This window comes from Pseudoglutamicibacter albus (genome assembly GCF_031458175.1).
Lineage (GTDB): Bacteria > Actinomycetota > Actinomycetes > Actinomycetales > Micrococcaceae > Pseudoglutamicibacter > Pseudoglutamicibacter albus.
Window position 1 is genome coordinate 957,674 of sequence record NZ_JAVDXX010000001.1, and the last position, 22,660, is coordinate 980,333.

At 59.1% G+C, this 22,660-nt stretch carries 21 protein-coding genes; 4 read left to right on the forward strand and 17 right to left on the reverse strand.

Annotation, left to right across the window (positions count from 1 at the left end):
• Positions 1–34: 34 nt before the first annotated feature.
• Positions 35–3,610, reverse strand: a complete 3,576-nt coding sequence (gene dnaE / locus J2S67_RS04195; protein WP_084590349.1) for a DNA polymerase III subunit alpha — start codon at positions 3,608–3,610, stop codon at positions 35–37.
• A gap of 21 nt (positions 3,611–3,631) precedes the next feature.
• Positions 3,632–3,952: a DUF6504 family protein gene (locus J2S67_RS04200; protein ID WP_035755117.1), complete on the reverse strand. Its 321-nt coding sequence runs from the start codon at positions 3,950–3,952 to the stop codon at positions 3,632–3,634.
• A 215-nt stretch (positions 3,953–4,167) separates the two neighbouring features.
• Between J2S67_RS04200 and zapE the strand changes: the two genes are divergently transcribed.
• From zapE to relB, 3 genes are all read left to right on the forward strand, one after another.
• A complete protein-coding gene (zapE, locus tag J2S67_RS04205; RefSeq protein ID WP_035755114.1) occupies positions 4,168–5,349 on the forward strand; it encodes an AFG1/ZapE family ATPase in 1,182 nt (393 codons plus the stop codon).
• 20 nt (positions 5,350–5,369) lie between these two features.
• Positions 5,370–7,568 carry a S9 family peptidase gene (locus J2S67_RS04210; protein WP_310246612.1) on the forward strand — a complete coding sequence of 733 codons (2,199 nt, stop codon included), beginning with the start codon at positions 5,370–5,372 and terminating at the stop codon, positions 7,566–7,568.
• 142 nt (positions 7,569–7,710) lie between these two features.
• A complete protein-coding gene (gene relB, locus J2S67_RS04215) occupies positions 7,711–7,926 on the forward strand; it encodes a type II toxin-antitoxin system RelB family antitoxin (protein WP_035755112.1) in 216 nt (71 codons plus the stop codon).
• Between the two features lie 45 nt (positions 7,927–7,971).
• On the opposite strand, the gene J2S67_RS04220 is transcribed toward relB, so the two are convergent.
• The 8 genes from J2S67_RS04220 to J2S67_RS04255 all read right to left on the reverse strand — a co-directional run bounded on the left by J2S67_RS04220 (position 7,972) and on the right by J2S67_RS04255 (position 15,850).
• The gene (locus tag J2S67_RS04220; RefSeq protein WP_052048304.1) at positions 7,972–8,853 is read right to left on the reverse strand and encodes an SOS response-associated peptidase; all 882 of its coding nucleotides are present in this window, start codon (positions 8,851–8,853) and stop codon (positions 7,972–7,974) included.
• Between the two features lie 56 nt (positions 8,854–8,909).
• On the reverse strand, positions 8,910–9,665 hold the full coding sequence (locus J2S67_RS04225) for a lipoate--protein ligase family protein (protein WP_310246616.1): 756 nt from the start codon (positions 9,663–9,665) through the stop codon (positions 8,910–8,912).
• Positions 9,666–9,836: 171 nt separating this feature from the next.
• On the reverse strand, positions 9,837–10,808 hold the full coding sequence (nrdF, locus tag J2S67_RS04230; RefSeq protein ID WP_310246619.1) for a class 1b ribonucleoside-diphosphate reductase subunit beta: 972 nt from the start codon (positions 10,806–10,808) through the stop codon (positions 9,837–9,839).
• A gap of 132 nt (positions 10,809–10,940) precedes the next feature.
• On the reverse strand, positions 10,941–13,088 hold the full coding sequence (gene nrdE, locus J2S67_RS04235; RefSeq protein ID WP_035755108.1) for a class 1b ribonucleoside-diphosphate reductase subunit alpha: 2,148 nt from the start codon (positions 13,086–13,088) through the stop codon (positions 10,941–10,943).
• Positions 13,085–13,564, reverse strand: a complete 480-nt coding sequence (gene nrdI, locus J2S67_RS04240; RefSeq protein WP_035755106.1) for a class Ib ribonucleoside-diphosphate reductase assembly flavoprotein NrdI — start codon at positions 13,562–13,564, stop codon at positions 13,085–13,087. Before nrdI ends, nrdE begins: the two co-directional genes overlap by 4 nt.
• A 131-nt stretch (positions 13,565–13,695) precedes the next feature.
• Positions 13,696–13,941, reverse strand: a complete 246-nt coding sequence (nrdH, locus tag J2S67_RS04245; RefSeq protein ID WP_035755327.1) for a glutaredoxin-like protein NrdH — start codon at positions 13,939–13,941, stop codon at positions 13,696–13,698.
• A 579-nt stretch (positions 13,942–14,520) separates the two neighbouring features.
• Positions 14,521–14,898: a ribosome silencing factor gene (gene rsfS / locus J2S67_RS04250; RefSeq protein ID WP_035755105.1), complete on the reverse strand. Its 378-nt coding sequence runs from the start codon at positions 14,896–14,898 to the stop codon at positions 14,521–14,523.
• Positions 14,899–14,935: 37 nt separating this feature from the next.
• Positions 14,936–15,850 (reverse strand): hypothetical protein, encoded by a 915-nt coding sequence (locus J2S67_RS04255; RefSeq protein ID WP_310246622.1) that lies wholly within the window; start codon positions 15,848–15,850, stop codon positions 14,936–14,938.
• Between J2S67_RS04255 and J2S67_RS04260 the strand changes: the two genes are divergently transcribed.
• A complete protein-coding gene (locus J2S67_RS04260) occupies positions 15,814–16,434 on the forward strand; it encodes a hypothetical protein (RefSeq protein WP_310246625.1) in 621 nt (206 codons plus the stop codon). The two genes, J2S67_RS04255 and J2S67_RS04260, sit on opposite strands and share 37 nt — an antisense overlap.
• A gap of 113 nt (positions 16,435–16,547) precedes the next feature.
• On the opposite strand, the gene nadD is transcribed toward J2S67_RS04260, so the two are convergent.
• From nadD to rplU, 7 genes are all read right to left on the reverse strand, one after another.
• Positions 16,548–17,189, reverse strand: coding sequence for a nicotinate-nucleotide adenylyltransferase (nadD, locus tag J2S67_RS04265; RefSeq protein ID WP_256276357.1), 642 nt, complete (start codon positions 17,187–17,189; stop codon positions 16,548–16,550).
• 3 nt (positions 17,190–17,192) lie between these two features.
• Complete coding sequence (locus tag J2S67_RS04270) at positions 17,193–17,417, reverse strand: hypothetical protein (RefSeq protein ID WP_070492278.1); 225 nt, start codon at positions 17,415–17,417, stop codon at positions 17,193–17,195.
• Between the two features lie 176 nt (positions 17,418–17,593).
• A complete protein-coding gene (locus tag J2S67_RS04275) occupies positions 17,594–18,865 on the reverse strand; it encodes a glutamate-5-semialdehyde dehydrogenase (protein ID WP_035755096.1) in 1,272 nt (423 codons plus the stop codon).
• Between the two features lie 27 nt (positions 18,866–18,892).
• Positions 18,893–20,071, reverse strand: coding sequence for a glutamate 5-kinase (gene proB / locus J2S67_RS04280; protein WP_310246630.1), 1,179 nt, complete (start codon positions 20,069–20,071; stop codon positions 18,893–18,895).
• Complete coding sequence (gene obgE, locus J2S67_RS04285; protein WP_310246633.1) at positions 20,072–21,628, reverse strand: GTPase ObgE; 1,557 nt, start codon at positions 21,626–21,628, stop codon at positions 20,072–20,074.
• A gap of 184 nt (positions 21,629–21,812) precedes the next feature.
• Positions 21,813–22,064, reverse strand: coding sequence for a 50S ribosomal protein L27 (rpmA, locus tag J2S67_RS04290; protein ID WP_035755092.1), 252 nt, complete (start codon positions 22,062–22,064; stop codon positions 21,813–21,815).
• A gap of 42 nt (positions 22,065–22,106) precedes the next feature.
• Positions 22,107–22,415: a 50S ribosomal protein L21 gene (gene rplU / locus J2S67_RS04295; protein WP_035755090.1), complete on the reverse strand. Its 309-nt coding sequence runs from the start codon at positions 22,413–22,415 to the stop codon at positions 22,107–22,109.
• Positions 22,416–22,660: the final 245 nt, after the last annotated feature.

A 22,660-nucleotide genomic window follows, 5' to 3' on the forward strand; every position in this document is an offset into this window, starting at 1 on the left:
ATTCTATGGCACTGTTGAGTTTCTATGTCCTTATTCAGTGTGAAGCGCGGCATGTTTGTTTCGTGTATGCGGTGTTTTCGAGGTAGCCGGGTTGCGGTGGGAGTTTTTCGGGTGGGGTTTCGGGTGTGATGGGTTCTTGGAGGTCCCATGCACGGATCGCTTGGATGCTCACGGCTCTCGGGCCGGTGCGGCGTGTGGTGCCTTCTACGAGCATGAGTCGTGATGAGAAAACGATCGGGCCGGCATCGTTTTGCGCTTGGGTGAAGAAGGAAATATCGGCGCAACCGTGCCCGTCATCGAGGCTAATGAAGACGACCCTCTCCCCTGAACGCATCGGCGGGGTTTGAGTTGCCACACGCACCCCAGCGACGAGGACTCGGGTCCCTGAGCGTAGTTCCAGAAGCCGGTTGGATGGGGTTGCGCCGATGGCTTCAAGATAGGAGGCGTGGGCGTCCATGATGTGGCCGCTGATGTCAGCGGCGGTGAGGTCGAGTTCGGTTCGGACGTTTTGGGCTGGTGTCGGATCAGGGATAACCGGTGCTAGCGCCGCGGTTTCAAGGTCCACCCCTAGATCGAGTGCGCCTTGGCCTGGGATGGGTCGGTCTTTGTGCGCGCGTTGTGGTGTGTTGCGTTGGGTTTCGAGGTGGTGAATGAGGTCGGCTCTGCCTCCTCTACCGGGTGTCAGGAAACGGTCGAGTGCTCCGAGTTGGGCTAACCGGACCATGCTGGCTTTAGTGATGCGGGCGCGGGAACGAACGTCTGCGACTGATGTGTAGGGGGCGTTGGCGCTTAAGCGTTGGGCTTCAGGGGTGCTGAGTCCGCTGACCAGTGTCCAGGACATGCGGATGCCAAGATCTCCGCGCACCCGATACCCGGGTACTGGTTCACTCGGTGTTTGGGCGTGTTCGGGGATGCGTTCAAGCTTGAAGGATGTACTCGAGGCGTTGACATCCAGCGGGAGTAGCGGGATACCGAGCCGGCGGGCTTCTGCGATGAGCAGCCTTTGCGGGTACATGCCCGGGTCGTGTTCGAATAGTGCGGCCATGAACGCTTCTGGGTGGTGGGTTTTCAGCCACGCGGATTGATATGTGGGGATGGCGAACGCGGCTCCGTGGGCTTTGCAGAATCCGAAGGAGCCGAAAGCGGCCAGGATGGACCATACTTCATCGATGACGTCGACCGAATACCCTTTCGTGAGCGCATCGCGCCTGAACGTTTTTTCGAAGACCGGTTCCCGCTCAGGGTTGCCGATCCAGCGCCGGTACACGTCAGCACGTGCGAGCCCGCACCCTGTCATGAGGTCGATGATGCGCAGGACTTGTTCGTGGAACACCACAACCCCGTGGGTTTCTTTCAAGATCGGGGCGAGATCCGGGTGCGGGACTTCCGTGTGCCGGAATCCGTGACGTTGTTCCAGGAACGGTTTGACCATGTCTGATTGCATCGGGCCTGGACGGAACAGGGAAATGTCGATGATGAGGTCGTTGAGTTCAGTCGGGGCGAGCTTCCCGATGAGTTCCCGCTGGCCTGGGGATTCGATTTGGAAAACCCCCAGCGTGTTGGTTGTCCGGATCATCTGGAAAGTGGCTTCATCATCGAACGGAATCCGGTCTAAATAGACCGAATCCGTTACCCCGTGTATCCGTTTGATTTCTTCGAGGGTGTAGGCGATTGCTGACTGCATCCGGACCCCGAGCACATCGAGTTTGATGAGCCCCATGTGGTCCATGTCGTGTTTATCGAATTGGCTCATAGCCAGCCCCATACCGGAGGGCTGGACCGGGGTCCGGTCTAATAAGGAACTGTCTGAAAGGATCACCCCGCACGGGTGCATTGAGATGTGGCGAGGCAACCGGTCAAGCCGCTCTGTGAGATCGACGAGTAAGTCCCACCGGTTGTTACCGGTTTGGCGTTCAGCTTCAAGCCGGTGCGCGAGCGGGGCGAGCTCCGGCATTTTCGCAACCGCGTCCCGCACGTTCGAGGCGTTCAGCCGCCACAGGCTCTTAGCTGCTCGGTCGATATCGTCGCTTTCCATGCCGAGCGCATAGCCTGCATCGCGGACCGCTCCCCTTGCCCTGTAGGCGTTCTGCATCGACATGAGCGTGGTGCGGTCTTCACCGAAGCGTTTGAACAGTTCCCTATAGACCGCGTGACGTTGAGCGGATTCAACATCCACATCGATATCCGGCAGGCTTGCTCGTTCCCGTGAGAGGAAACGTTCAAAGATCAGGTCATGTTCAAGCGGGTTCACATGCGATATCCCTAAGAGGTACACCACAAGGCTCGATGCGCCTGAGCCTCGCGCGGCGGCCCTGACCCCCATGCCGTGGATGATGTCGGTAGCCGCGGCGACGGTGAGGAAATAGCTTGCAAACCCGAGCTCTTCGATGATGCCCAGTTCATGCTCCAGGACGTCCAGGGCACGCTGACGCATCCGTTCAGCGCGCGCCGGTGAATGATGCAGAACAGCTTCGCCGCCTGGAGCGAATAACCGTTCGAGGCTCGCCAGGCACCGTTGCCGTAATTCAAGCATCGGGTTGTGCCTAATCCCGATCACGTGCGCCTCAGGAACAACCGGGGTTCCCCAGCCCATATGTTTGACCGGATCAAGCGCGCTCAGAGACGCACACCGTTGCGTTGAGCGCAGCAACTGCTCGGCCCCCTGGGACCCTAGCCCCGCGGCCGAGGCCAGCTCGGCAGCCACCTCGTGCATCTGGGCGCTTGGCTTGAGCCATCCTTGCCCGTTGACTTGCGGGCTCTCACCGCGGGCAGCGCTCACCGCGGGAACGGTGCCTTTCGGTGCGGTAACAGAACCTAGTGGGCTCATCAGGCGCACCGCGTCCACAACATCGGCGGTGGCGGCGCCGTCCGGGGTCGCATACCGCACCGCGTTCGTCACAACCGCTTCCATACGGCTTTCGCGGGCGGCTTTCCACATCCGTAGAGCATGCGCGTGGCTACAGCGCTGCCCGGGCCGGGACATGTGGCTCACCAGTTCTATAAACAACGCATCGGTATGGAGTGTGTCCTGCCATGCTTTAAGCCGGCGCCGCATGTGCGCATAGCGGCGACGATACGCGGCATGGCCCACATCCGAGTCAGGCCCTAGGAGCACACTGAGGCGTACATAGCCATCGGGCCCGAGTACTGCTTGGCGCACATCAAGCCGGCTCACCCCCACAATCCCGTGGGCTTCTCTCCCCCGCTGATGCGCTACCGACACGAGCCGAACCAGCGCCGAATACCCCTCCGAGGAACCACGGGCGAGCACAACAATCCGACCTGCAACGCTCACCTCGCCGGCACTGTTCACCCCAGCTGCGGTGCTCGCCCCGCCTACGATATTTTCTTCGTCTGCGATGCTCGCGCCAGAAACGCTCGTGCTTTCGAGCAGAGCAAGATCTACGCCCAGAATCGGGGTGACCCCATGCTCGATGCACGCCGCAACATGTTTGATAGCCCCGTATAGCCCGTCGCGGTCAGTGCACGCTAGAGCCCAAGCACCATCAGCTGCAGCCTGTTCCACTAACTTCTCTGGCCGGTCAACCCCGTAGTGGGCGCTATACGCGGTAGAAACATGCAGATGCGGGAAACCCACTTTTCCCTTCATACGCTTAAGCGACTGCCTTCTCTACGCGCTACGTTGTAAAGGCTGCGAAGGCAGTTCAACATTGATCAGCCGCCACCGGCCCGTTGCGCAGTGCTGAGAAACATACATTGTCTGCGGCTCAGAACTTGGATTCAACTGCACCTGCAACTGCCACACCAAATGATCAACAGTCCCGGGTCCAGAACCTTTAACGGCTCTAGGGTCCTCCTCCCACCAGGCCCTACGCTCAAACCACTTCACGGGCTCTGCGCACACCGTCCATGTGCGCCCTTGCCACAGCACGGCACTCGGCGCGCCCTGCTCGTCACAACGCAATTCCACAGATTGGGTGAACATACTCATGTTTCCTACTTCTCACCGGCCGCCTGTGAGCTGGCTCGGCCGCAACGCTGGATGTGCGGGGCCTGGGAAGCGGAACCTCACACAACGAGATTCGAACATGTGTTCGATAGGAAGACCTTAAGAATACCCCCTGACAGTTTGAACCGCACACCCGCCCTAACCTCTGCGCGCTTGCGTTACACACACGTTCTGCCCCATCGGAGACAATAGGGACCATGCCCCTTCAACCCCTCGATAGCGCTACCCCGACCTCTCCGGACAACACCCCTTCTCAGCAAGAAACCATGCCTGCCCCGCCGAGCCCTCTATACGAACGTCTCGGCTGGGACTCACTCGACGCCGCGCTCGCCGCGACCAGCCGGGCATCTGAAAGCCGTGGCGTTGCACTCGATCCACACCAGATAAGCGCAGCCCACACAATCCTGGGCTCGCACCGTTCGGGGGTCTACCTTGTGGGCGAGGTCGGACGCGGTAAGACCTGGCTCATCGACAGCATCCTCCGCAACGCCCCCGCAGCAACCCTGCGGATGCATTTGACCGCGTTCTTCCGCGCGTTAACCCACAGCATGCACACCAACGGGCACGCCTTCGCGCAAGCCGTCACCGACGTCGTAGCAGCCAACACCGTGATCTTCATCGATGAATTCCACGTCCACGATGTCGCCGACGCCGTCATGCTGCGCCGCGCACTCAGCATCCTCGCCGAGCACGACATCGCACTCTTCACAACATCCAACGCCGCGCCCGGTAACGGTCACGACGACCCCATGATCGCTGACGCGCTCGGCCCCGCAGCACGCCACATCCATGAAAACCTCGAGGTCCTAACCCTCACGCATCCACAGGACTACCGCGCGCTCCAACACCACACAATCCCGCCTCACCCAAACCAGCACCAGCCAAGCCCGCACCAAGCTACCGGCTTCGCAGCGGGCACCTGGACCATCGTCAACAGCCCCGCCTCATCCCCAGCCACCGGCACCACAACAGGCAACACCACAACAAGCAGCGCAACCATCCCGCTACCCGGGACTGCACGCACCCTGACCGTCAACCCCACCAGCCTAGACAGCACGGACTCAGAAAACGCCACACTAGACACAACCTGGGAATACTTATGCGAAGGCAGCATTTCCCCAGCAGATCTGCTCGCGCTCGCCGATGACTATTCGACCTGGGTCCTCCGGGAGGTCCCCGCGCCTGAAAGTATGACGCGCAACGCGATACAGCGGTTCGCGCACATGGTCGATGTGTTAGCCGATGCGGACATCCCGCTACACGTCTATGCCCCGGTCCCACCGGAGGAGCTTGCCCGCGCACCCCGCGGGCCGGTCTATCCCGAACGCATGTTTTCGCGCCTGCAGCTGCTGACACCGGTTGCTGACACGCGCCCTTGATGCGCGGTAGCCTCGAAACTATGAATCAAACCCTTCAGACACTTCTCAACGCAACACGCGTCACGGGCCTTGAAGCCAGCGCTAACGGACGCGTCGTCGCCACCGTCCAACAGCTGGATGCCGATGGCACCGGCTGGCAGAGCCAGATCGTTGAACTCCCGAAGGGTTCAACACAACCCCGTACTTTGACCCGCCACGAGAAGGGCGCATCAAGCCCCGTCTTGGATGCGCGGGGTCGCTTGTTTTATATGGCGTCCAACCCTGAGGGCGCGAAGGCCGGCAGTTGCATATGGCACCTTCCGCAGGCGTCTGCTTCCCCATTGTTGCTTGGCTCGCGTCCGGGTGGGTTCCGTAGCTTGCAGGTCAGTAAGAGCACACTGTTCGCTCAAGCGGGTATGCATTCGCAGGCGAGCACTGAAGCGGAGCACGCAGAGTATTCGCGTAGCCGCTCCACGATGCATGTGTCCGGGATCCTTCATTCCGCGTTCCCTTCGCGTTATTGGGCGAGCGATCTTGGGCCTGCAACGGACGTGATCCTGGTGGCTGAGTTGCCCGAAAACATCGAGGCAGCCGCCTCTGAACATGAGAAGAACGCTCGCCTCAAGAAAGCCGCCGAGGCGGCTAGCAAGGACGCTGTCAGCAAGGACACCGCTGGCGAAGACAGCGAGGCGGATAGCAAGGGCAACGACACTAGCGAGAACAACGACGCCGCTGAGGGAACGGATTCGCTGCTCTCCTGGCGTGTTGTACGGATGCCGAAGGGGCGATTGCTTTCGTGGAAGGCGGCCCCGGATGCCTCGTTCATTCTCGCAGCGATCGAGGTCAACGTCGCTGATCTCATCACGGGCACGCAGTTGTGGCGCATCGATGTCGCTACGGGTGAGAAGACCATGCTTACCGACGTCGACACGGTTCCTGGTCATCACCTCAGCCTGGTCGATATTTCTCCTGATTCAGCCAAGGTTGTTCTCAACTGCGCCCGTGATTGGACCCCGCAGCAGTCGCTGAGATCGACCTCCCACATCATGGATATCGCGACCGGTGAGCGCACCGAGCTGTGGCCGGAGCTGGACCACTGGGTCGCTCCGATCTGGGTCACGAATTCCGAGCTCGCGGCAACGAGCGATGACGCCGGTAGCGGTTCCGTATGGTTCGGTTCGGCGACCGATGCCGCGCCGCAGCGCATCGCCGGCGGCCCAGGTACCGGCGAGGTTTTCACTGGCCTGGCACGTGTGGGTGCCGCGGACCGCTCGGTAAGCGGGGATGAAGCGCCCGCCTTGATTTCATTGCGTAACGGGATCTCTGTTGCACCGCATCCGGTGCGCATCGGGCTACCGAGCGACGCCGGAGCAGCAGAAAACACGGCTGAGGTCACGGTCGAGGAACTCGCTAACCCAGCTGATGCAACGGATCAGCCGGGCCGTACAGAAAACATCACGGCAACAGCGGAGGACGGAACCGAGATCCGCGCGTGGCTACGGTTGCCGGAAGGCAGCGGCCCTCACCCGCTCGTCGTGTTCGCACACGGCGGACCGTGGGGTTCGTGGAACGCGTTCACCTACCGCTGGAACCCGGCACCGTTTGTCGCCGCGGGCTTCGCGGTCCTTCTGCCGGACCCGGCTATCTCGACCGGCTATGGCCAGGCGATGATCGACCGTGGCCAGCAGCAGCTCGGCGGAACCCCGTACACGGACATCATGGCGCTCACTGACGCCACCATCCAGCGGGCAGACATCGACGAAACCAAGCAGGCGTTCGCTGGCGGTTCCTACGGCGGCTTCATGGCTAACTGGGTTGCCGGGCATACGGGCGACCGGTTCAAAGCCATCGTGACCCACGCCTCGCTATGGAATACGACCTCGATGGGCCGCAGCACCGACAACGCGTCCTGGGACCGTGCGATGCGGGAGCAGGGAGCGGAGTATTCGCCGCATCTCTTCGCGGAGAAGATCACAGCCCCGATGCTCGTGATCCACGGCGATAAAGACTACCGTGTTCCGATCGGTCAGGGGCTCGAGCTGTGGCACGCACTCCATGTGCATGCGTCCACACCACGTGCTGCGGACGGGTCGCTTCCCCACCGCTACCTCTACTTCCCGGATGAGGGTCACTGGATCGAGTCCCGCGGGAATGCTGAGGTCTGGTACCGCACGTTCATCGGCTTCCTGCAAGAGCATGTGCTCGGCGAGGGACCTGAGAAGCCGCTCTCGCTCGGATAGCCGTTATTGAGCAACGTTCTGGCCGCCTAGCCGTTGGTGGTTAGCCGGCCAGAACGATGCAACAAAACTAGAGCAGCGTCGGCTCTTACTTCAGAACGCACCCGTGAATACACTGTATTCACAACGTCCGTAGGGGGTAACCATGAGCACCATAGCCATCCGTATGAACGAGCAAGACGCTGAGCTCGTCCGCAAGTTCGCCAAATTCGAGGGGCTCGCCATCTCCGATTTCGCCCGTGCAGCGATCCTAGAGAAGGTCGAGGATTCGTACGATTTGGCGGAGCTACGTGAAGCCATGGCGCAGGATTCCGGTGAACGCTTCACCATCGAGGAGATCCTAGACGACCTCGGCCGATGACCATGCAACTTACCCTGTACCGCGTCGAATTGACCGTACAAGAAGCTAAAACAGTGGCGGGTCGGTGTTGTCGATAGGCGTGATGAGTTCTGGGCCGTTGTTCCGCACATTGCCTACAGCCGGGCCGACTTCGTGCATCTCCCACTCCCCAAGCGAATCGTAAGCGTGGGCTACAGCTTCAGCGACGAGCGTTGCAGCGTCCTGGCTTTCCGGATCCAGCCATGCGCTCAGCGCGGCTTCGTCCCCGAGCGGAACCGGCAAACGGTCATGGAGCAGTCCAAGTTCACCCGCCATCCCTGGGGCTTCGTGTGATGGCGATGCGCACGTCAGTATCGTGCACGAAAGCACCCACGGATTCTCCTCGCCACTGTCGCCTGTGTTCGAGTCTCCGGCTACGTGCGGGGCTGAGTCTTGCTTCGGGTTGGGGTCCTTCCACCATTCATACAGGCCCGCGAAGACGATCGGGGCGCCGTCTTTACGGTGCACGAAGAACGGCCTTTTGCGTCCGCCTGGCTTCTCCGGTGCGAGCCACTCGTAATAGCCATCCACAGGGATCGCGCAGCGTCGAGCTTTCACAGCTGACCTGAACGTCGGCTTCGACGTCACGGTTTCAGAGCGTGCATTGAACGCTCGGGAGGAGAACGAGAGGTCTTTCGCCCAGATCGGAACCAGACCCCAGCGAGCTACATGCAGTTCACGACGATACCCCGCGGCCCCGCTACTGTTCTCAACCCCGCCGGCACGGTCACCCGGCTCGATGAGCCGTTCCAGCACGATCGGGACGTCCTTGGTGGGTGCGACGTTGTAGTCGGGCCGAAGTTCTAGCTGTTCATAAGCGTCTTCGGTGCCGTCCGCATCGGGCATTTTGATGCCGAGCGCGTCCATGAGGTCTCCGGCAGCCCGGGCGATCACATAGCGTCCACACATGTATCCATCGTGGCACACGCAACCCGCACGATGAGGCAGGCGCGGAGAGCAACTACCTACCCGCGCTCGTCGAACGTATAGCCGTGCTCGCCCCAGACCTCTAGGAGTGTCTCGATGAAGTGTTCATGCGTGATGGATTCAGCGACGAGGTCTTGCACGGATCCGATGGTGTTGGGATCCAGTTCCAGCCCCATCGCCTCGTAGACGGATTCGGTTACGGCGGCGATGGGGTCGGTGTCTTCGAGTATGACGGCCGATGAGAACAGCCACGCCCCTTGAACCACGCGCTGAGCCGTCCCGACGAGCTTTACTTTGCGTCCTCGCCCGAAGCGTCCGTGCCCGGTTGCGATCCCGTGAACCGAGTATTCACCAGGGCAGTATTCTCCGGGTAGCTCCCCCACTGCGGACGGAACGCCGAGGCGTGTGAATACTTCGACGAAGAGGTTTGCGAAGTGTTCGAAGCGGTGCTGGTGTGTGAGCATCGCGTCTTTTTCGGGTTGGATGTGGTCGATGACCCAGCTTCCTGGATGATAGGCCATTGCCCGGCCCCCTGCTTTGCGGATGAGTGGGGCGAATCCGGCGTCGCGGCCTGCTTGGGCGGCAGCCTCGTAGCCGGGTGCTCGGGTGTCGCGTTGGCCGAAGGCCAGGGTCGGAGCGGGACGGTAGATGCGCAGCAGCGGCCCACGTTTGCCTTGTGCGACCTCTCGCAACAGTTCGATGCCGCGGTCAAGATCCGCCGCGGGGTCACCGGAAGGTTCCTCACGTAAAAGTATTCCGGCTGTCGGCTGCTGTTCGGGGATCGCAGTGCTCACGGAGCCTTAGTTTAGCCCGCTTAGCGCTTGCAAGGACGCTAGGGCGTTATTCCGCAAGCCAACCTACCCGGACGTCAGTAACGCGCTCGGCCCTGTTCCTCCCACACCGGGTGCAGGTCGAACAGGGCCGAGGCTCAACGTGATGGGAGCCTGTCAAGAAGTCCCGTGTTCTTAGAAGTCCCAGTCTTCGTCTTCGGTGTTGACGGCGGTACCGATCACGTAGGAGGAGCCGGAGCCGGAGAAGAAGTCGTGGTTCTCATCCGCGTTCGGGGAGAGCGCGGAGAGGATCGCCGGGTTCACGTTGGTGACCGAGCTTGGGAACATCGCCTCATAGCCGAGGTTCATGAGCGCCTTGTTCGCGTTGTAGTTCAGGAACTTCTTGACGTCCTCAGCAAGACCCACTTCGTCATAGATTTCGTGGGTGTAAGCGACCTCGTTCTCATAGAGCTCGAAAAGCAACTCATAGACCCAGTCCTTGAGTTCGTCACGGCGTTCCTGGGTCTCTTTTTCGAGGTTCTTCTGATACTTGTAGCCGATGTAGTAGCCGTGGACTGCCTCGTCACGGATGATGAGGCGAATCATGTCGGCGGTGTTCGTGAGCTTCGCGTGCACCGACCAGTACAGCGGCAAATAGAAACCCGAATAGAACATGAAGGATTCAAGCAGGGTTGAAGCCACCATGCGCTTGAGCGGATCTTCGCCGTCATAATATGACTGAATGATCTGCGCCTTCTTCTGCAGGTAAGGGTTCTCGTGTGCCCACCGGAACGCATCATCGATCTGACGGGTCGAAGCCAGGGTCGAGAAGATCTGCGAATAAGACTTCGCGTGCACCGATTCCATGAACGCGATGTTCGTGTACACCGCTTCCTCATGTGGGGTGAGAGCGTGCGGGATGAGGGATACCGCACCGACCGTGCCCTGCAGCGTGTCAAGCAACGTCAACCCGACGAAGACCCGCATCGTCATGAGCTGTTCAGCTTCGGTCAGCGTCGCCCAAGACTGTACGTCATTAGATACCGGGACCTTCTCTGGGAGCCAGAAGTTGTTGGTCAGACGGTTCCAGACTTCAACGTCTTTATCGTCTTCGATGCGGTTCCAGTTGATGGCGGTAACGAGCGGGTTGCCTGCGTCGGTGGTCATGTCACCTCTCCCTTTCAGAGGATCTCATGGGTGGGGAATTCTTGAGTGGCGTGAATATGGTGGGGCACCCAACTGTTACTTGGATGCCCCACCACTGTCAGTACTGCCGTGTTGCCCGGAGTACTGCCGTGTTTAGAGCATGCAGGATACGCAACCCTCTACTTCAGTTCCTTCCAGCGCCATCTGACGCAAGCGGATGTAGTAGATGGTCTTGATGCCTTGAGTCCACGCGTAGATCTGTGCACGGTTGACATCGCGTGTCGTTGCGGTGTCACGGAAGAACAGTGTCAGCGAAAGTCCCTGGTCCACGTGCTGGGTAGCAGCGGCGTAGGTGTCGATGACCTTCTTGTATCCGATCTCGTACGCGTCTTCGTAGTATTCACGGTTGTCGTTGGTGAGGTACGGTGCTGGGTAGTAGACGCGGCCGATCTTGCCTTCTTTACGGATCTCGATCTGCGATGCGACCGGGTGGATCGAGCTGGTCGAGTTGTTGATGTAGGAGATCGAACCGGTCGGTGGGACTGCCTGCAGGTTCTGATTGAAGATGCCGTGCTCCATGACGGAAGCCTTAAGCTCTTCCCAGTCCTGCTGGGTCGGGATATGCACCTGAGCGTCTTCGAAAAGCTGGGCGACCTTAGGGGTCTCCGGAACCCATGCCTTCTCGGTGTACTTATCGAAGAATTCACCGCTTGCGTACTTCGACTCCTCGAAACCATCGAAAGCCTGCTGCTTCTCGATCGCAAGTTGATTCGATACACGCAGAGCGTGGTACAGCACCGTGTAGAAGTAGATGTTAGTGAAATCCAACCCTTCTTCCGAACCGTAGAAGATGCGTTCGCGGGCTAGGTATCCGTGCAGGTTCATCTGGCCAAGGCCAATCGCGTGAGTCTTGGCGTTGCCCTTGGCGATCGATGGAACCGACTGGATATCGCTCATCTCAGACACCGCGGATAGAGCCCGGATCGCAACCTCAACGGACTTACCGAAGTCCGGGGAGTCCATCGTCTTAGCGATATTCATCGAGCCGAGGTTGCACGAGATGTCCTTACCGACGTGCGCGTAGCTCAAGTCAGCGTTATAGGTCGAGGCTTCAGAGACCTGGAGGATCTCCGAGCACAGGTTAGACATCGTGATCTTGCCCTTGATCGGGTTAGCCTTGTTCACCGTGTCTTCATACACGATGTATGGGTAACCCGATTCGAACTGCAGCTCAGCCAGCGTCTGGAAGAACTCACGCGCATTGATCTTGTACTTGCGGATCCGCTTGTCATCAACCATCTCGTAGTACTTCTCAGAGACGCTGATTTCAGAGAACGGCTCACCGTAGACGCGCTCGACGTCGTACGGCGAGAACAAGTACATGTCTTCGTTGCGCTTAGCGAGGTGGAACGTGATATCCGGGATCACAACACCCAGAGACAAGGTCTTGATACGGATCTTCTCGTCAGCGTTTTCACGCTTGGTATCAAGGAAGCGATAAATATCTGGGTGATGTGCGTGCAGATAGACCGCGCCGGCGCCCTGACGCGCACCGAGCTGGTTGGCATAGGAGAAGGAGTCCTCGAGTAGCTTCATGACTGGGATGACGCCCGAAGACTGGTTTTCGATCTTCTTGATCGGTGCACCGTGCTCACGCAGGTTGGTGAGGTTGAGTGCTACACCGCCGCCACGCTTGGACAGCTGCAGCGACGAGTTCACGCCACGGGCGATGGATTCCATGTTGTCTTCAACACGGAGCAAGAAGCAGGAGACCAATTCACCGCGCTGAGCCTTACCAGCGTTGAGGAACGTTGGCGTTGCCGGCTGGAAGCGACCCTCAATGATTTCATCCACCAGGGACGTCGCGAGTTTCTCATCGCCGCGGGCAAGGTGGAGAGCCACCATGCACACGCGGTCCTCAAAGCGTTCAAGGTAGCGGGCCCCGTCGAAGGTCTTCAGCGCATAGGAGGTATAGAACTTATATGCACCCAGGAACGTTTCGAACCGGAACTTCTTGGAGTACGCGAAGTCGTAGAGCTCCTTGATGAACTCGCGCGAGTACTGCTCGAGGGTCTCAGGCTCGTAGTACTTCTTCTCCACGAGGTAGTTGAGCTTCTCATCGAGATCGTGGAAGAAGACGGTGTTGTTGTTGACGTGGTCCAAGAAGTACTGACGGGCAGCGTAGCGGTCAGCGTCGAACTGAATCTTCCCGTCAGCGCCATACAGGTTCAGCATCGCGTTGAGCTCGTGATAGCTCAACCCTTGGTACTGTTCAGGGATTTCCTTGAAGCTGGTTTTCACTGAGGATTCAGCGAGAGGTGTGTCCAAAACTCGTCCAGTCCTTCGTTAACGCGGGCCACGTCTTCTTCCGTGCCCATGATTTCGAATGTGTATAGCAGTGGTACGTCCAACTTCGCAGCGATCTTGTGCGCTGCGATGTTGTATTGCGCACCGAAGTTGGAGTTCCCAGCTCCCATGACTCCACGCAGATACTTCCGGTTCTGAGGTTCCCTCAGAAAGTTCAGAATCTGCGGCAAGATCGACCGCTCCCCCTTGGTGCCGCCGTATGTTGGCACGAGCAACACGTAGTCAGTCTCTGCAACAAGATCCGGCTCTGAGCGGTGCATAGGGATGCGAGCTGCTCGACGGTTGAGCTTCGTGACGAAGCGGTGCGTGTTACCTGAAGCGGATGAATAGTAGATCAACCGTTCACGGGTTTTTTCTATTTCCTTTTCCGGCGCAGACTCTGCCTGCTCTGGGACCAATGTTGTTGCCATGCTCCCTCTCCCCGACCAAGGCGTCGTGATAACGGCTGATGAGACTACATCTGCCCCTAACGGCTCTCCCTCACCGTGTGGTCAGCCATCAGCCACAGACCGGAGGGGATATATGAATCGCTAGGCCGCCGTTAGGCTACGGAAGCCTTGAGCGAGTTCTCCAGTTCGCTGATCTTGTCTGGGCGGAAGCCTGCCCAGGAATCGGTTTCCGTCACAACGACTGGCGCCTGCATGAAGCCCATGGAGCGTACACGCTCAAGAGCGTCAGCGTCCTGCGACATATCGACAACGTCGTATTCGATGCCCTTCTTATCGAGCGCGCGGTAGGTCGCGTTGCACTGAACGCATGCTGGCTTGGTGTAGACGGTTACTGCCATGATTTTCTTTCCTTCCTGAGCCACTTCTGTTCAGAAGCGTCCCAGCTTTGAGCTTCCTCGAAACTTTCGATTTCCTTAGAAACTACTGTGCACTTCCAGCGGTTATGGGTTCCATACTACCCCCCACCACTACATATTGTGTACAGCAGGAACCTAGACCACCATATCCTGTCTTACATCGATGTGATTTCACAGGCGCTCGTCCACAGCTTCTGTGGAGATGTTCACGGCTGGAAGTGCGAGATTCCGCGGCTCACACCCAGTTGTCCACAGCGTGTGCGGTTCATAGTCCCCAGCCATGTGCACAGAAAAAGAGGGAAAAATTAATTTTTACTCACCGTGTTTTGGGCGTGTTGCGCTCCCCTGCAATGACACCTTCAGTGTGGCCTGTTCCCCTGACAGATTGAACGAAAAGGGCGAGACATCGACTATTCGACGTCTCGCCCTTCTAGCCCTCTCCAACAGGCACGGCCACCGCTAGACGGGGCATGCGGTCCCCGTACCGCGGTCCTCGTACTAAAGACCCGCCAAAGTCCTAAAGACCCGCCGCACGGTTTCCTGCGCCTGCAGTTGCTGCGTCTAGAGTTCCTGAGGTTGCCGCTCAGCTAGCTCAATCGCTGGCGCGTCCGCCCAGACGCGGTCCAAACCATAGAAATCCCGGTCTTCTTCGTGCTGAACATGAATCACGATGTCACCATAATCCAGCAAAACCCAGCGCCCGCTGCCGCGACCTTCACGCCGCAACGGCTGGTCCTCATGATTGATCCGCAGCTCATCTTCAACGGCTTCAGCGATAGCTTCCACCTGCCGTTCCGAAGATCCACTAACAATCAAAAACGCATCAGCTAACCCGAGGCGCTCCCCCACATAGATCGCGGAGATCTCTTCCCCGCCCTTGACGCTGGCTGCACGTGCGGCAGCGTTGAGGCGATCTGTGACAATGCTCGGAACGTTCACGGTCCTCCAAGAAACGATGGGTTATACGATCTGCCGACTACTTGGACAACAATGTAAAGAGGGCAGCGGAGACTGCGATGACTGCAGAGCCACCCACCACGCCCATAGCGAGGATGCGTGGACGACCTCCGCCTTCCTGATAGGTCAAAGGATCTAGACCGTGTGCGGCAATAGCGGAGACCGGCTCACCATCCACGTGGTGTTGGTTATCCTCCACACGCCCCATCCCGGGAGCAGATATCGGCTCTGGTTGTTGCCTGAAGGCGTCGCTACCGGCGCCGTAGAATTCTTCTTCATCCGCCAGGGACGGCTGAGGCACAACGAAACGCACGTTGCGCGTCACTGGGCTGATCACGCCCGTAGTCTCAAGCTTGCGTTGGGCATCCCACTGTTCTTCAGGGGCAATGCCGAGGACATCGTTGAAACTAGGTGAAGCCTCAATGCGTGCGTCCTCCAACGCCGCGCGTAGCTTCTCAACACGCTCGGACTCATACTCTTCGAGGGCCACTTCGTCATCGAATTGCCCACGCAAACCGGAAGAGACAGGCGTCGAAAGTGCACGGCGTGTGCGTTGCCCCCGCGAATCCTGCGGTTGGCCGCCAGGCGCTTGTGCCTCGCCACCAATCCCCTGGTTGTTCTCGTCGCGTTGTGGACGGCGTGCATCACGGCGGCTTGGATACCTGGGCTGCTCCCCTGTCGAGGCTTCCGGCTCAACCTTGTAGGCCGCCTCGCCCCGGTAAGGTTCCGCGCGATACGCATCAGCCCTGTACGGCTCGGCCCTGCGCGGTTCACTTCGGCGCGGCTCAGTTCGACGCTGTTCAGTTCGGTGCTGTTCAGTGAGGCGCTGCTTGGTGCGGCGCGGTTCAGCACGGTACGAATCTGCAGGGTACGGCTCTGCGCGGTAGCTTTGAGCTGGTGTCGAGCCCGTACGAGATTCGTAGCGATCACGCAACGGTTCGCGGGCGGAATCCCCTGCAGACTGACGGGACTGCGGCTGCGACTGACGCCGCGAATACTGTTGCGAGCGCCCTTGGGATTGCGGCTCGGACTGCCGCCACGGCGGCGTTGAATTCTCCTGCCTCGACTCAAGTTGATCATTGTCCCGCGACGCGGGTAGATCGTGGTGCCGCGACCCGGGTTGATCGTTATTGCGTTCCTGCCAGCTACGTTGCTGTGGCTGAGGCCGGTGCTGCGAATACGGCTGCGCGGATGTCGTTTGCCAGCTGGATTCCGAGCTCCGCGTTTGTGACTGCGTCCGCGAATACGGCTGCGACTGTGAATATTGCTGCGACTGCGGCCGAACCTGTGGCTGGCGCGAGGTCTGCGGCTGATGCGAAGCCTGCGTGCGCCCTTGCTGTTGGCGCTGCCCCTGCGATTGCCGTGGGTTCTGCTGCTGCCGCGGCGTCTGTGGCTGGCGTGGCGTCTGTGTTTGGCGCGGCGCCGGCTGTTGACGCGGGGTCTGCGGTCGCGCTGTTGGTGCCTGTTGCGCACCAGCCGAGCCGGCTTCAGCCTCCTCTACGTCAGATAGGCGCATGAACAGAGTCTCAGTGGACGAATCCCTCTGGGCTTCTGCTCGACGCTGCGAAGCTGCGCGCTCTCTTTCGCGGAGTTCACGGCGCGTCAAGGGACGCGATGTCGGATTCTGGTCTTCAGCCATGGTCTTTCGCCTCCCTTAGTGATATCGATCGATCGACGTAAAGTTCATATTTATTGATGTACTGTACGACTCCGTCTGGAACTAAATACCAGACCGGTTCGCCGCGAGCTACGCGTTCTCGACAGTCAGTCGATGAAATGGCCATCGCAGGAACTTCGAGGAGTTCAAGTCTTTCAAGCCCGTTGTCCTGAAGTATGTGCCCAGGGCGTGTCACACCAATAAATGAGGCGAGGGATTGCAACTCGTCGATATCTTTCCACGTCATGATTTTCGCGAGTGCGTCCGCCCCAGTGATGAAGAACAGTTCGGCGTCTGGGCGTTGTGCATGCAGATCACGCAACGTGTCAATCGTGTATGTGTACCCGGGGCGGTCGATGTCCACTCGGGATACGGTGAACCGCGGGTTCGAAGCGGTTGCAACAACGGTCATCAAGTACCGATGCTCGGAATCGGTAACGTGATCCTTCGGGTCCTGAAGCTTCTGCCATGGTCTTCCCGTAGGAACGAAAACTACCTCGTCGAGCTCAAATTTCGCCGCAACTTCACTCGCGGCAACGAGGTGGCCGTGATGGATCGGATCGAATGTCCCACCCATCACGCCGATTCGTTGACGTTGTGTTTGCGGCTGTGGCACGGCTTAGCGGCCCGCTCCGAGGGAACCAACCTGACGGTTCGGATCGATCAGCTCGATGTCCTCTTTACCCATGGTGTGGTTGTTGGAGAACGATGCGGTGATCAGCAGGAGGATCAGGAAGGTCAGCATGATGCTGCCGCCGATGATCAGCGGCATGACCAAGCTGTGCTCTGAAGTTTCTGCAGCGTTCTCAGCTAGCAACATGAGGTTATTCGCCAGGGTCAGCACGTAGACGCTCCTTGGGCTCGTAAAGGGTGTTTAGCGGTTCCTCGCCGGTTCCGCTCGCGTGATGAATTTGTTAACACGGAAGTGTTCACAGCCAGTCTATCCGGTAGCGCGCAGAGTTCAGGCATTGCTTCCTAAATTATTGTTATCGAGCAACCCTATCCTGAGTCGCTAGCCTTCTAGTTACGTATGTTGTAGTCGCCTTCGATGATCCATTTCCACGAGGTCAAAGCGGCGGCTCCCATCGGGCCGCGGGCGTGCATCTTCTGTGTGGAGATGCCCACTTCCGCGCCCAGCCCGAACTCTCCGCCATCGGTGAAGCGTGTGGACGCGTTCACGACCACGACTGCGGAATTCACCTTCTCCAGGAATGCCTGTTGGCTTGAAACGGATTCAGTGATGATCGCGTCGGTGTGTCCGGTGCTGTAGCGTTCGATGTGCTCGAGGGCTTCATCAAGCGAGTCCACGATTTTCACCGCGATATCAAGGTCGAGGTATTCGTCGGTGAAGTCTTCCTCAGTCACCGGTATGACCTCTTCGGCGACAGCTCGCGCTACCTGCTCATCACCATGCAACGTCACCCCTGCCGCTGAGAGGGCAGAAAGGACTGTCTTGCCGGTCGTTTCGAGAGCATCCGTGTGAATCAGCAGGGTCTCAACTGCGTTACATACCGATGGGCGTTGCGTCTTGGCGTTGAGCACAATCTCTGTTGCTTGCTCGGCTGGCGCGCTCGCGTCAAGGAAGATGTGCACGTTGCCTTCGCCGGTTTGAATGACCGGGACTTTGGCGTTGTTGACCACAGACTGGATCAGGTTTCGACCGCCGCGGGGAATCAGGATGTCGATCTTGCCGACTGCTTCCATCATCGCGGTCGCCGCTGGCCGTCCGCCGTCATCTACTGACTGAACTGCGGCAACAGGAAGACCTTGCTTCTCAAGGACCTCCTGGATGAGGCGTACGAGCACCTTGTTCGTGTGTGCCGCTGCACTTCCCCCGCGCAGAAGAACAGCGTTACCGGAACGGATCGCGATGCCGGCGATGTCCACTGTCACGTTCGGGCGAGCTTCATAGATCACGCCGACCACGCCCAACGGGACGCGCACCTGACGAAGCCGCATTCCGTTAGGTAGCAAGCGGCCACCGATGACCTCGCCCACGGGGTCTGATTGGTTCGCTAGCTCTTCCAAGGCTTTCATGAGCCCGTCGATGCGGGAGTCATCCAGCTTGGTGCGGTCCAGTAGCGCTTTCGAGGTGCCGTTGTCTTGTCCGGCCTTCATGTCGGCGGCGTTGGCGTCCAGGATCTCAGCGCGGGCCGCGTCGATAGCTGTAGCGATCGCTCGTAGTGCTTCATCTTTAGCCACTCGCGGCAGGCTCGCCATGACGTGTGAGGCCTTACGCGCTTGATCAGCACGTTCGGTCACGAGGGCGGTTGCATCAACATCTGTTGCCATATGTTCTCCTCCGTCCGTTCCAGCGGTTCAGTCAGTCTCGGGTTTAGCTCTAGCGAAAACTGAGCCGAACACTGCGAGTTCATCGGCGTGAACTACGGGGCGTTCGAAGCGTTCCCCTAGATTCTCGCGTAACTGTTCGCTTGTCAGCCCCAACATGTCCGGGATTTCATCGGAAGCGAACGATGAGAAGCCGCGGGCAATCACCACATCGTTGCTGTTGGTGATGTCCACGGGGTCGCCTTCGATGAACTCACCGCGAACGTCGATGATGCCCGCCGCAAGGAGTGAATTGGTTCCGCTCGCGATCGCGGTGACGGCGCCATCGTCGAGCACAAGCCGACCCCGACCTTCAGCGAGGTGTTCGAGCCACAACCGTTTGAGTGAGCGGCGCCCGCGTTGGGCCGCGAAGAACGTTCCGACGTCCTCGCCGCTGAGTGCACGCGAGGCGTTGGCGGCCGATGTCACGAGCGTTGGGATACCGGACTGCGCGGCGATCGTCGCTGCCGCTACCTTGGTCTGCATGCCACCGGTACCCACACCCGCGCTACCTGCAGACCCTAGCTCAACTCCGGCCAGATCGCTGGGGTGCCTTACCGAATCGATGGCTTTGCCGCCGCGCTCAGGGTGAGCGGTATAGACCGCATCCACGTCAGAGAGCAACACCAACGCGTCAGCTTTAACCAGGTTGGCAACCAAAGCGGCCAGCCGGTCGTTATCGCCAAAGCGGATCTCACGGGTCGCCACAGCGTCGTTCTCATTCACAATCGGCACAATTCCTAAGGAAAGTAGCCTGGAGAGGGAGCGAAAAGCGTTCGCGTAGTGTCCCCTGCGGATCAGGTCATCAGCGGTCAAGAGAACCTGGGCCGCGGTCTCACCATAACGGCCGAACTCTTTCGAATACTGTGCAGCCAAAACCACCTGGCCCACCGCAGCGGCGGCCTGCTGAGTTGCAAGGTCCTTAGGGCGCGAACTCAGTCCCATAGGTGCCAACCCAGCAGCGATAGCCCCTGAAGAAACTAAAACCACCTGGTTCCCGCGTTGAATAACCTCACCCAGCGCATCCACCAAGTCGATAACAGCCTGGGTATTGAGCCCGCCTTGGATATCGGACAACGAAGATGAACCAATCTTCACAACGATCCGATGAGCGTGTGGAATATCGGCGCGCTGTTGAACCTTGGCGTGTTCAATGTTGTCTGAAGACACTCAGTGATCCCTTTCTACAGTCGCGGAAAAATCTTCATGATCGGTCCAGAGACCAGATTTTCGTTCAGCATCCATGGCTTCACGGGTAGCGGCACGGCGGTCCTTACGCGCCTGATACTGGGCTCGGCGCTCAGCTGTGGTGCGCCGCTCGTTGGTATCCAGGCGTGGATCCTCACCGCGGTTACCAAGTAGCTCGGCGCCGGTCGTCATGGTTGGCTCCCAATCGAAGATCACGCCTCCATCACCACCGATGACGACCGCGTCCCCTGGTTCAGCGCCTTCTTCGAACAAGGCTTTCTCAATGCCGAGCTTCTCTAGACGGTCAGCGAGGTAACCGATCGCTTCATCGTTTCGGAAGTCCGTCTGCTCTACCCAACGCTCAGGCTTCTCACCACGGATGCGATACAACGGCTCCCCTGAGCGTTCCTCACGCTTGATGGTGAACTCTTCAACGTTGACCGCCCGAGGCCGCACGACCTGTGGAACGTCAACAACATCGGCGTCATGAACTACCTGAGCGCGAGCCTGCTCAACCAACTCGGCCATCGCAAAGGACAGTTCCTTGAGTCCTTCACGGCTCACGGCCGAAACTTCATAGACCTTATACCCGCGCGCTTCCAGCTCTGGCCGCATCATCTCAGCCATGTCTTTACCGTCTGGGACATCGACCTTGTTCAAAGCGATGATCGCGGGACGGTCAATCAATGGAACCGCACCGGACTCGGTTCCTTCGAAGTCCGCATCAGCTTTATACCGTTCAAGCTCAGCCAAGATGATGTCAAGATCAGAAACAGGGTCACGGTCCGTTTCCAGGGACGCGCAATCAAGCACATGGACCAGCGCGGCACACCGTTCAACGTGTCGCAAAAACTCAAGCCCTAGCCCGCGGCCATCAGCTGCCCCTTCGATCAGGCCCGGGACATCGGCAATCGTGTACCGCACATCCCCTGCTTGAACCACCCCGAGGTTAGGCACCAGGGTTGTGAACGGATAGTCAGCGATCTTCGGTTTCGCAGCTGAAAGCGCACCGATAAGCGAGGACTTACCAGCCGATGGGTAGCCCACCAACGCAATATCTGCTACGGTCTTCAGCTCCAGAACATGCCGGGTTTCTTCGGCTTTCGTCCCCAAAAGAGCGAAACCTGGGGCTTTACGCTTAGTTGAGGCTAAAGCCGCGTTGCCGAGGCCGCCCTGACCGCCTTTAGACAAGATGTACTCTTGCCCCGGCCGCATCAAGTCAGCCTTGATCTCGCCTGATTCGTTCTTGATCACGGTGCCCTCTGGCACCGGAAGAACCAGGTGCTCGCCATGCTTGCCGTGGCGCAGGCTCCCTTTCCCGGGTTCACCGTTCTCAGCCGATTGGTGTGGAGCATGGTGGAAAGACAGCAGTGTGCTCACTTGCGGATCCACGCGCACGATCACGTCGCCTCCGTGACCGCCGTTGCCTCCATCCGGGCCGCCAAGAGGCTTGAACTTTTCACGATGCACGGAAACACAGCCGTGGCCTCCGTTTCCACCGCGCGCAAAGACAGTCACGCGATCAACGAACGTAGCCATGATGACCTCCCTTTGCCCACCTCGTGGGCAGCTGTCTGCACTGACCGGTTCAAGCCGGAAGCTTTACGGCTGTAACTGCAATGCGGTTGCCGGATATACCAATGCTATTGCCGCTTGGAAAAGAAAGCGGGGAAGACCCGTAGGTCTCCCCCGCTTCCGGTGAAAGATATTGATGCGACGAGGATTACTCGCCGACAATGCTGACGGTCTTACGACCGCGACGCGTACCGAACTCAACCGAGCCTGCGGCAAGTGCGAACAGCGTGTCGTCCTTGCCGCGGCCAACGTTGGCGCCTGCGTGGTAACGGGTGCCACGCTGGCGAACCAGGATCTCGCCTGCCTTGACGGTCTGGCCGCCAAAGCGCTTGATGCCCAGGTACTGCGGGTTGGAGTCGCGACCGTTACGAGTCGAGCCAACGCCCTTCTTTGATGCCATTTCTGCCTACCTTAGAGCTTGAGGGTTATGGTTTTCCGGGTATCAGGCGATCGAGGTGATCTCGACGCGCGACAATGCAGCGCGGAAACCCTGACGCTTCTTGTAGCCGGTCTTGTTCTTGTACTTCTGGATGACAATCTTCTTGCCACGTAGGTTCTCCAGGACTTTAGCCTGAACCTTGACCTTGGCAAGCTTGTCGGCATCCGACGTCACGTTGTCGCCGTCGACCAGCAGCACCGCGGGGAGCTCGATCGTGTCACCGATCTCATCGCGGACGCGGTCGAGGGTCACGATGTCGCCAACAGCGACCTTCTCCTGGCGCCCACCAGCGCGAACAATCGCGTAGACCACTTGGTACTCACTTCTCTCGACTTTGGACAATGCAAAGTGGATCCCTGCTGCAATACAGCTCATCCACATGAACGTTCGAAACGTGCACTACCCGACCAGAACAACCCTTGAGCCTCTAACACGATCCTTGAATCACAAACGGATCTCGACTCGAGGTCACTATAAAGACCTGACCCGGGCACACGCACCGACAGTCCATCTTACGTTTAGACGGCGTTACAAGCAAATAGGCGCTTGCGTGCGTG

What these genes read in the sequence shown, in the direction of transcription:
- dnaE (WP_084590349.1), bottom strand. Translation starts at nt 3,610, where the DNA reads ATGAAGGGAAAAGTGGGTTTCCCGCATCTGCATGTTTCTACCGCGTAT.
- J2S67_RS04200 (WP_035755117.1), bottom strand. Translation starts at nt 3,952, where the DNA reads ATGAGTATGTTCACCCAATCTGTGGAATTGCGTTGTGACGAGCAGGGC.
- zapE (WP_035755114.1), top strand. Translation starts at nt 4,168, where the DNA reads ATGCCCCTTCAACCCCTCGATAGCGCTACCCCGACCTCTCCGGACAAC.
- J2S67_RS04210 (WP_310246612.1), top strand. Translation starts at nt 5,370, where the DNA reads ATGAATCAAACCCTTCAGACACTTCTCAACGCAACACGCGTCACGGGC.
- relB (WP_035755112.1), top strand. Translation starts at nt 7,711, where the DNA reads ATGAGCACCATAGCCATCCGTATGAACGAGCAAGACGCTGAGCTCGTC.
- J2S67_RS04220 (WP_052048304.1), bottom strand. Translation starts at nt 8,853, where the DNA reads ATGTGTGGACGCTATGTGATCGCCCGGGCTGCCGGAGACCTCATGGAC.
- nrdF (WP_310246619.1), bottom strand. Translation starts at nt 10,808, where the DNA reads ATGACCACCGACGCAGGCAACCCGCTCGTTACCGCCATCAACTGGAAC.
- nrdI (WP_035755106.1), bottom strand. Translation starts at nt 13,564, where the DNA reads ATGGCAACAACATTGGTCCCAGAGCAGGCAGAGTCTGCGCCGGAAAAG.
- nrdH (WP_035755327.1), bottom strand. Translation starts at nt 13,941, where the DNA reads ATGGCAGTAACCGTCTACACCAAGCCAGCATGCGTTCAGTGCAACGCG.
- J2S67_RS04275 (WP_035755096.1), bottom strand. Translation starts at nt 18,865, where the DNA reads ATGGCAACAGATGTTGATGCAACCGCCCTCGTGACCGAACGTGCTGAT.
- obgE (WP_310246633.1), bottom strand. Translation starts at nt 21,628, where the DNA reads ATGGCTACGTTCGTTGATCGCGTGACTGTCTTTGCGCGCGGTGGAAAC.
- rpmA (WP_035755092.1), bottom strand. Translation starts at nt 22,064, where the DNA reads ATGGCATCAAAGAAGGGCGTTGGCTCGACTCGTAACGGTCGCGACTCC.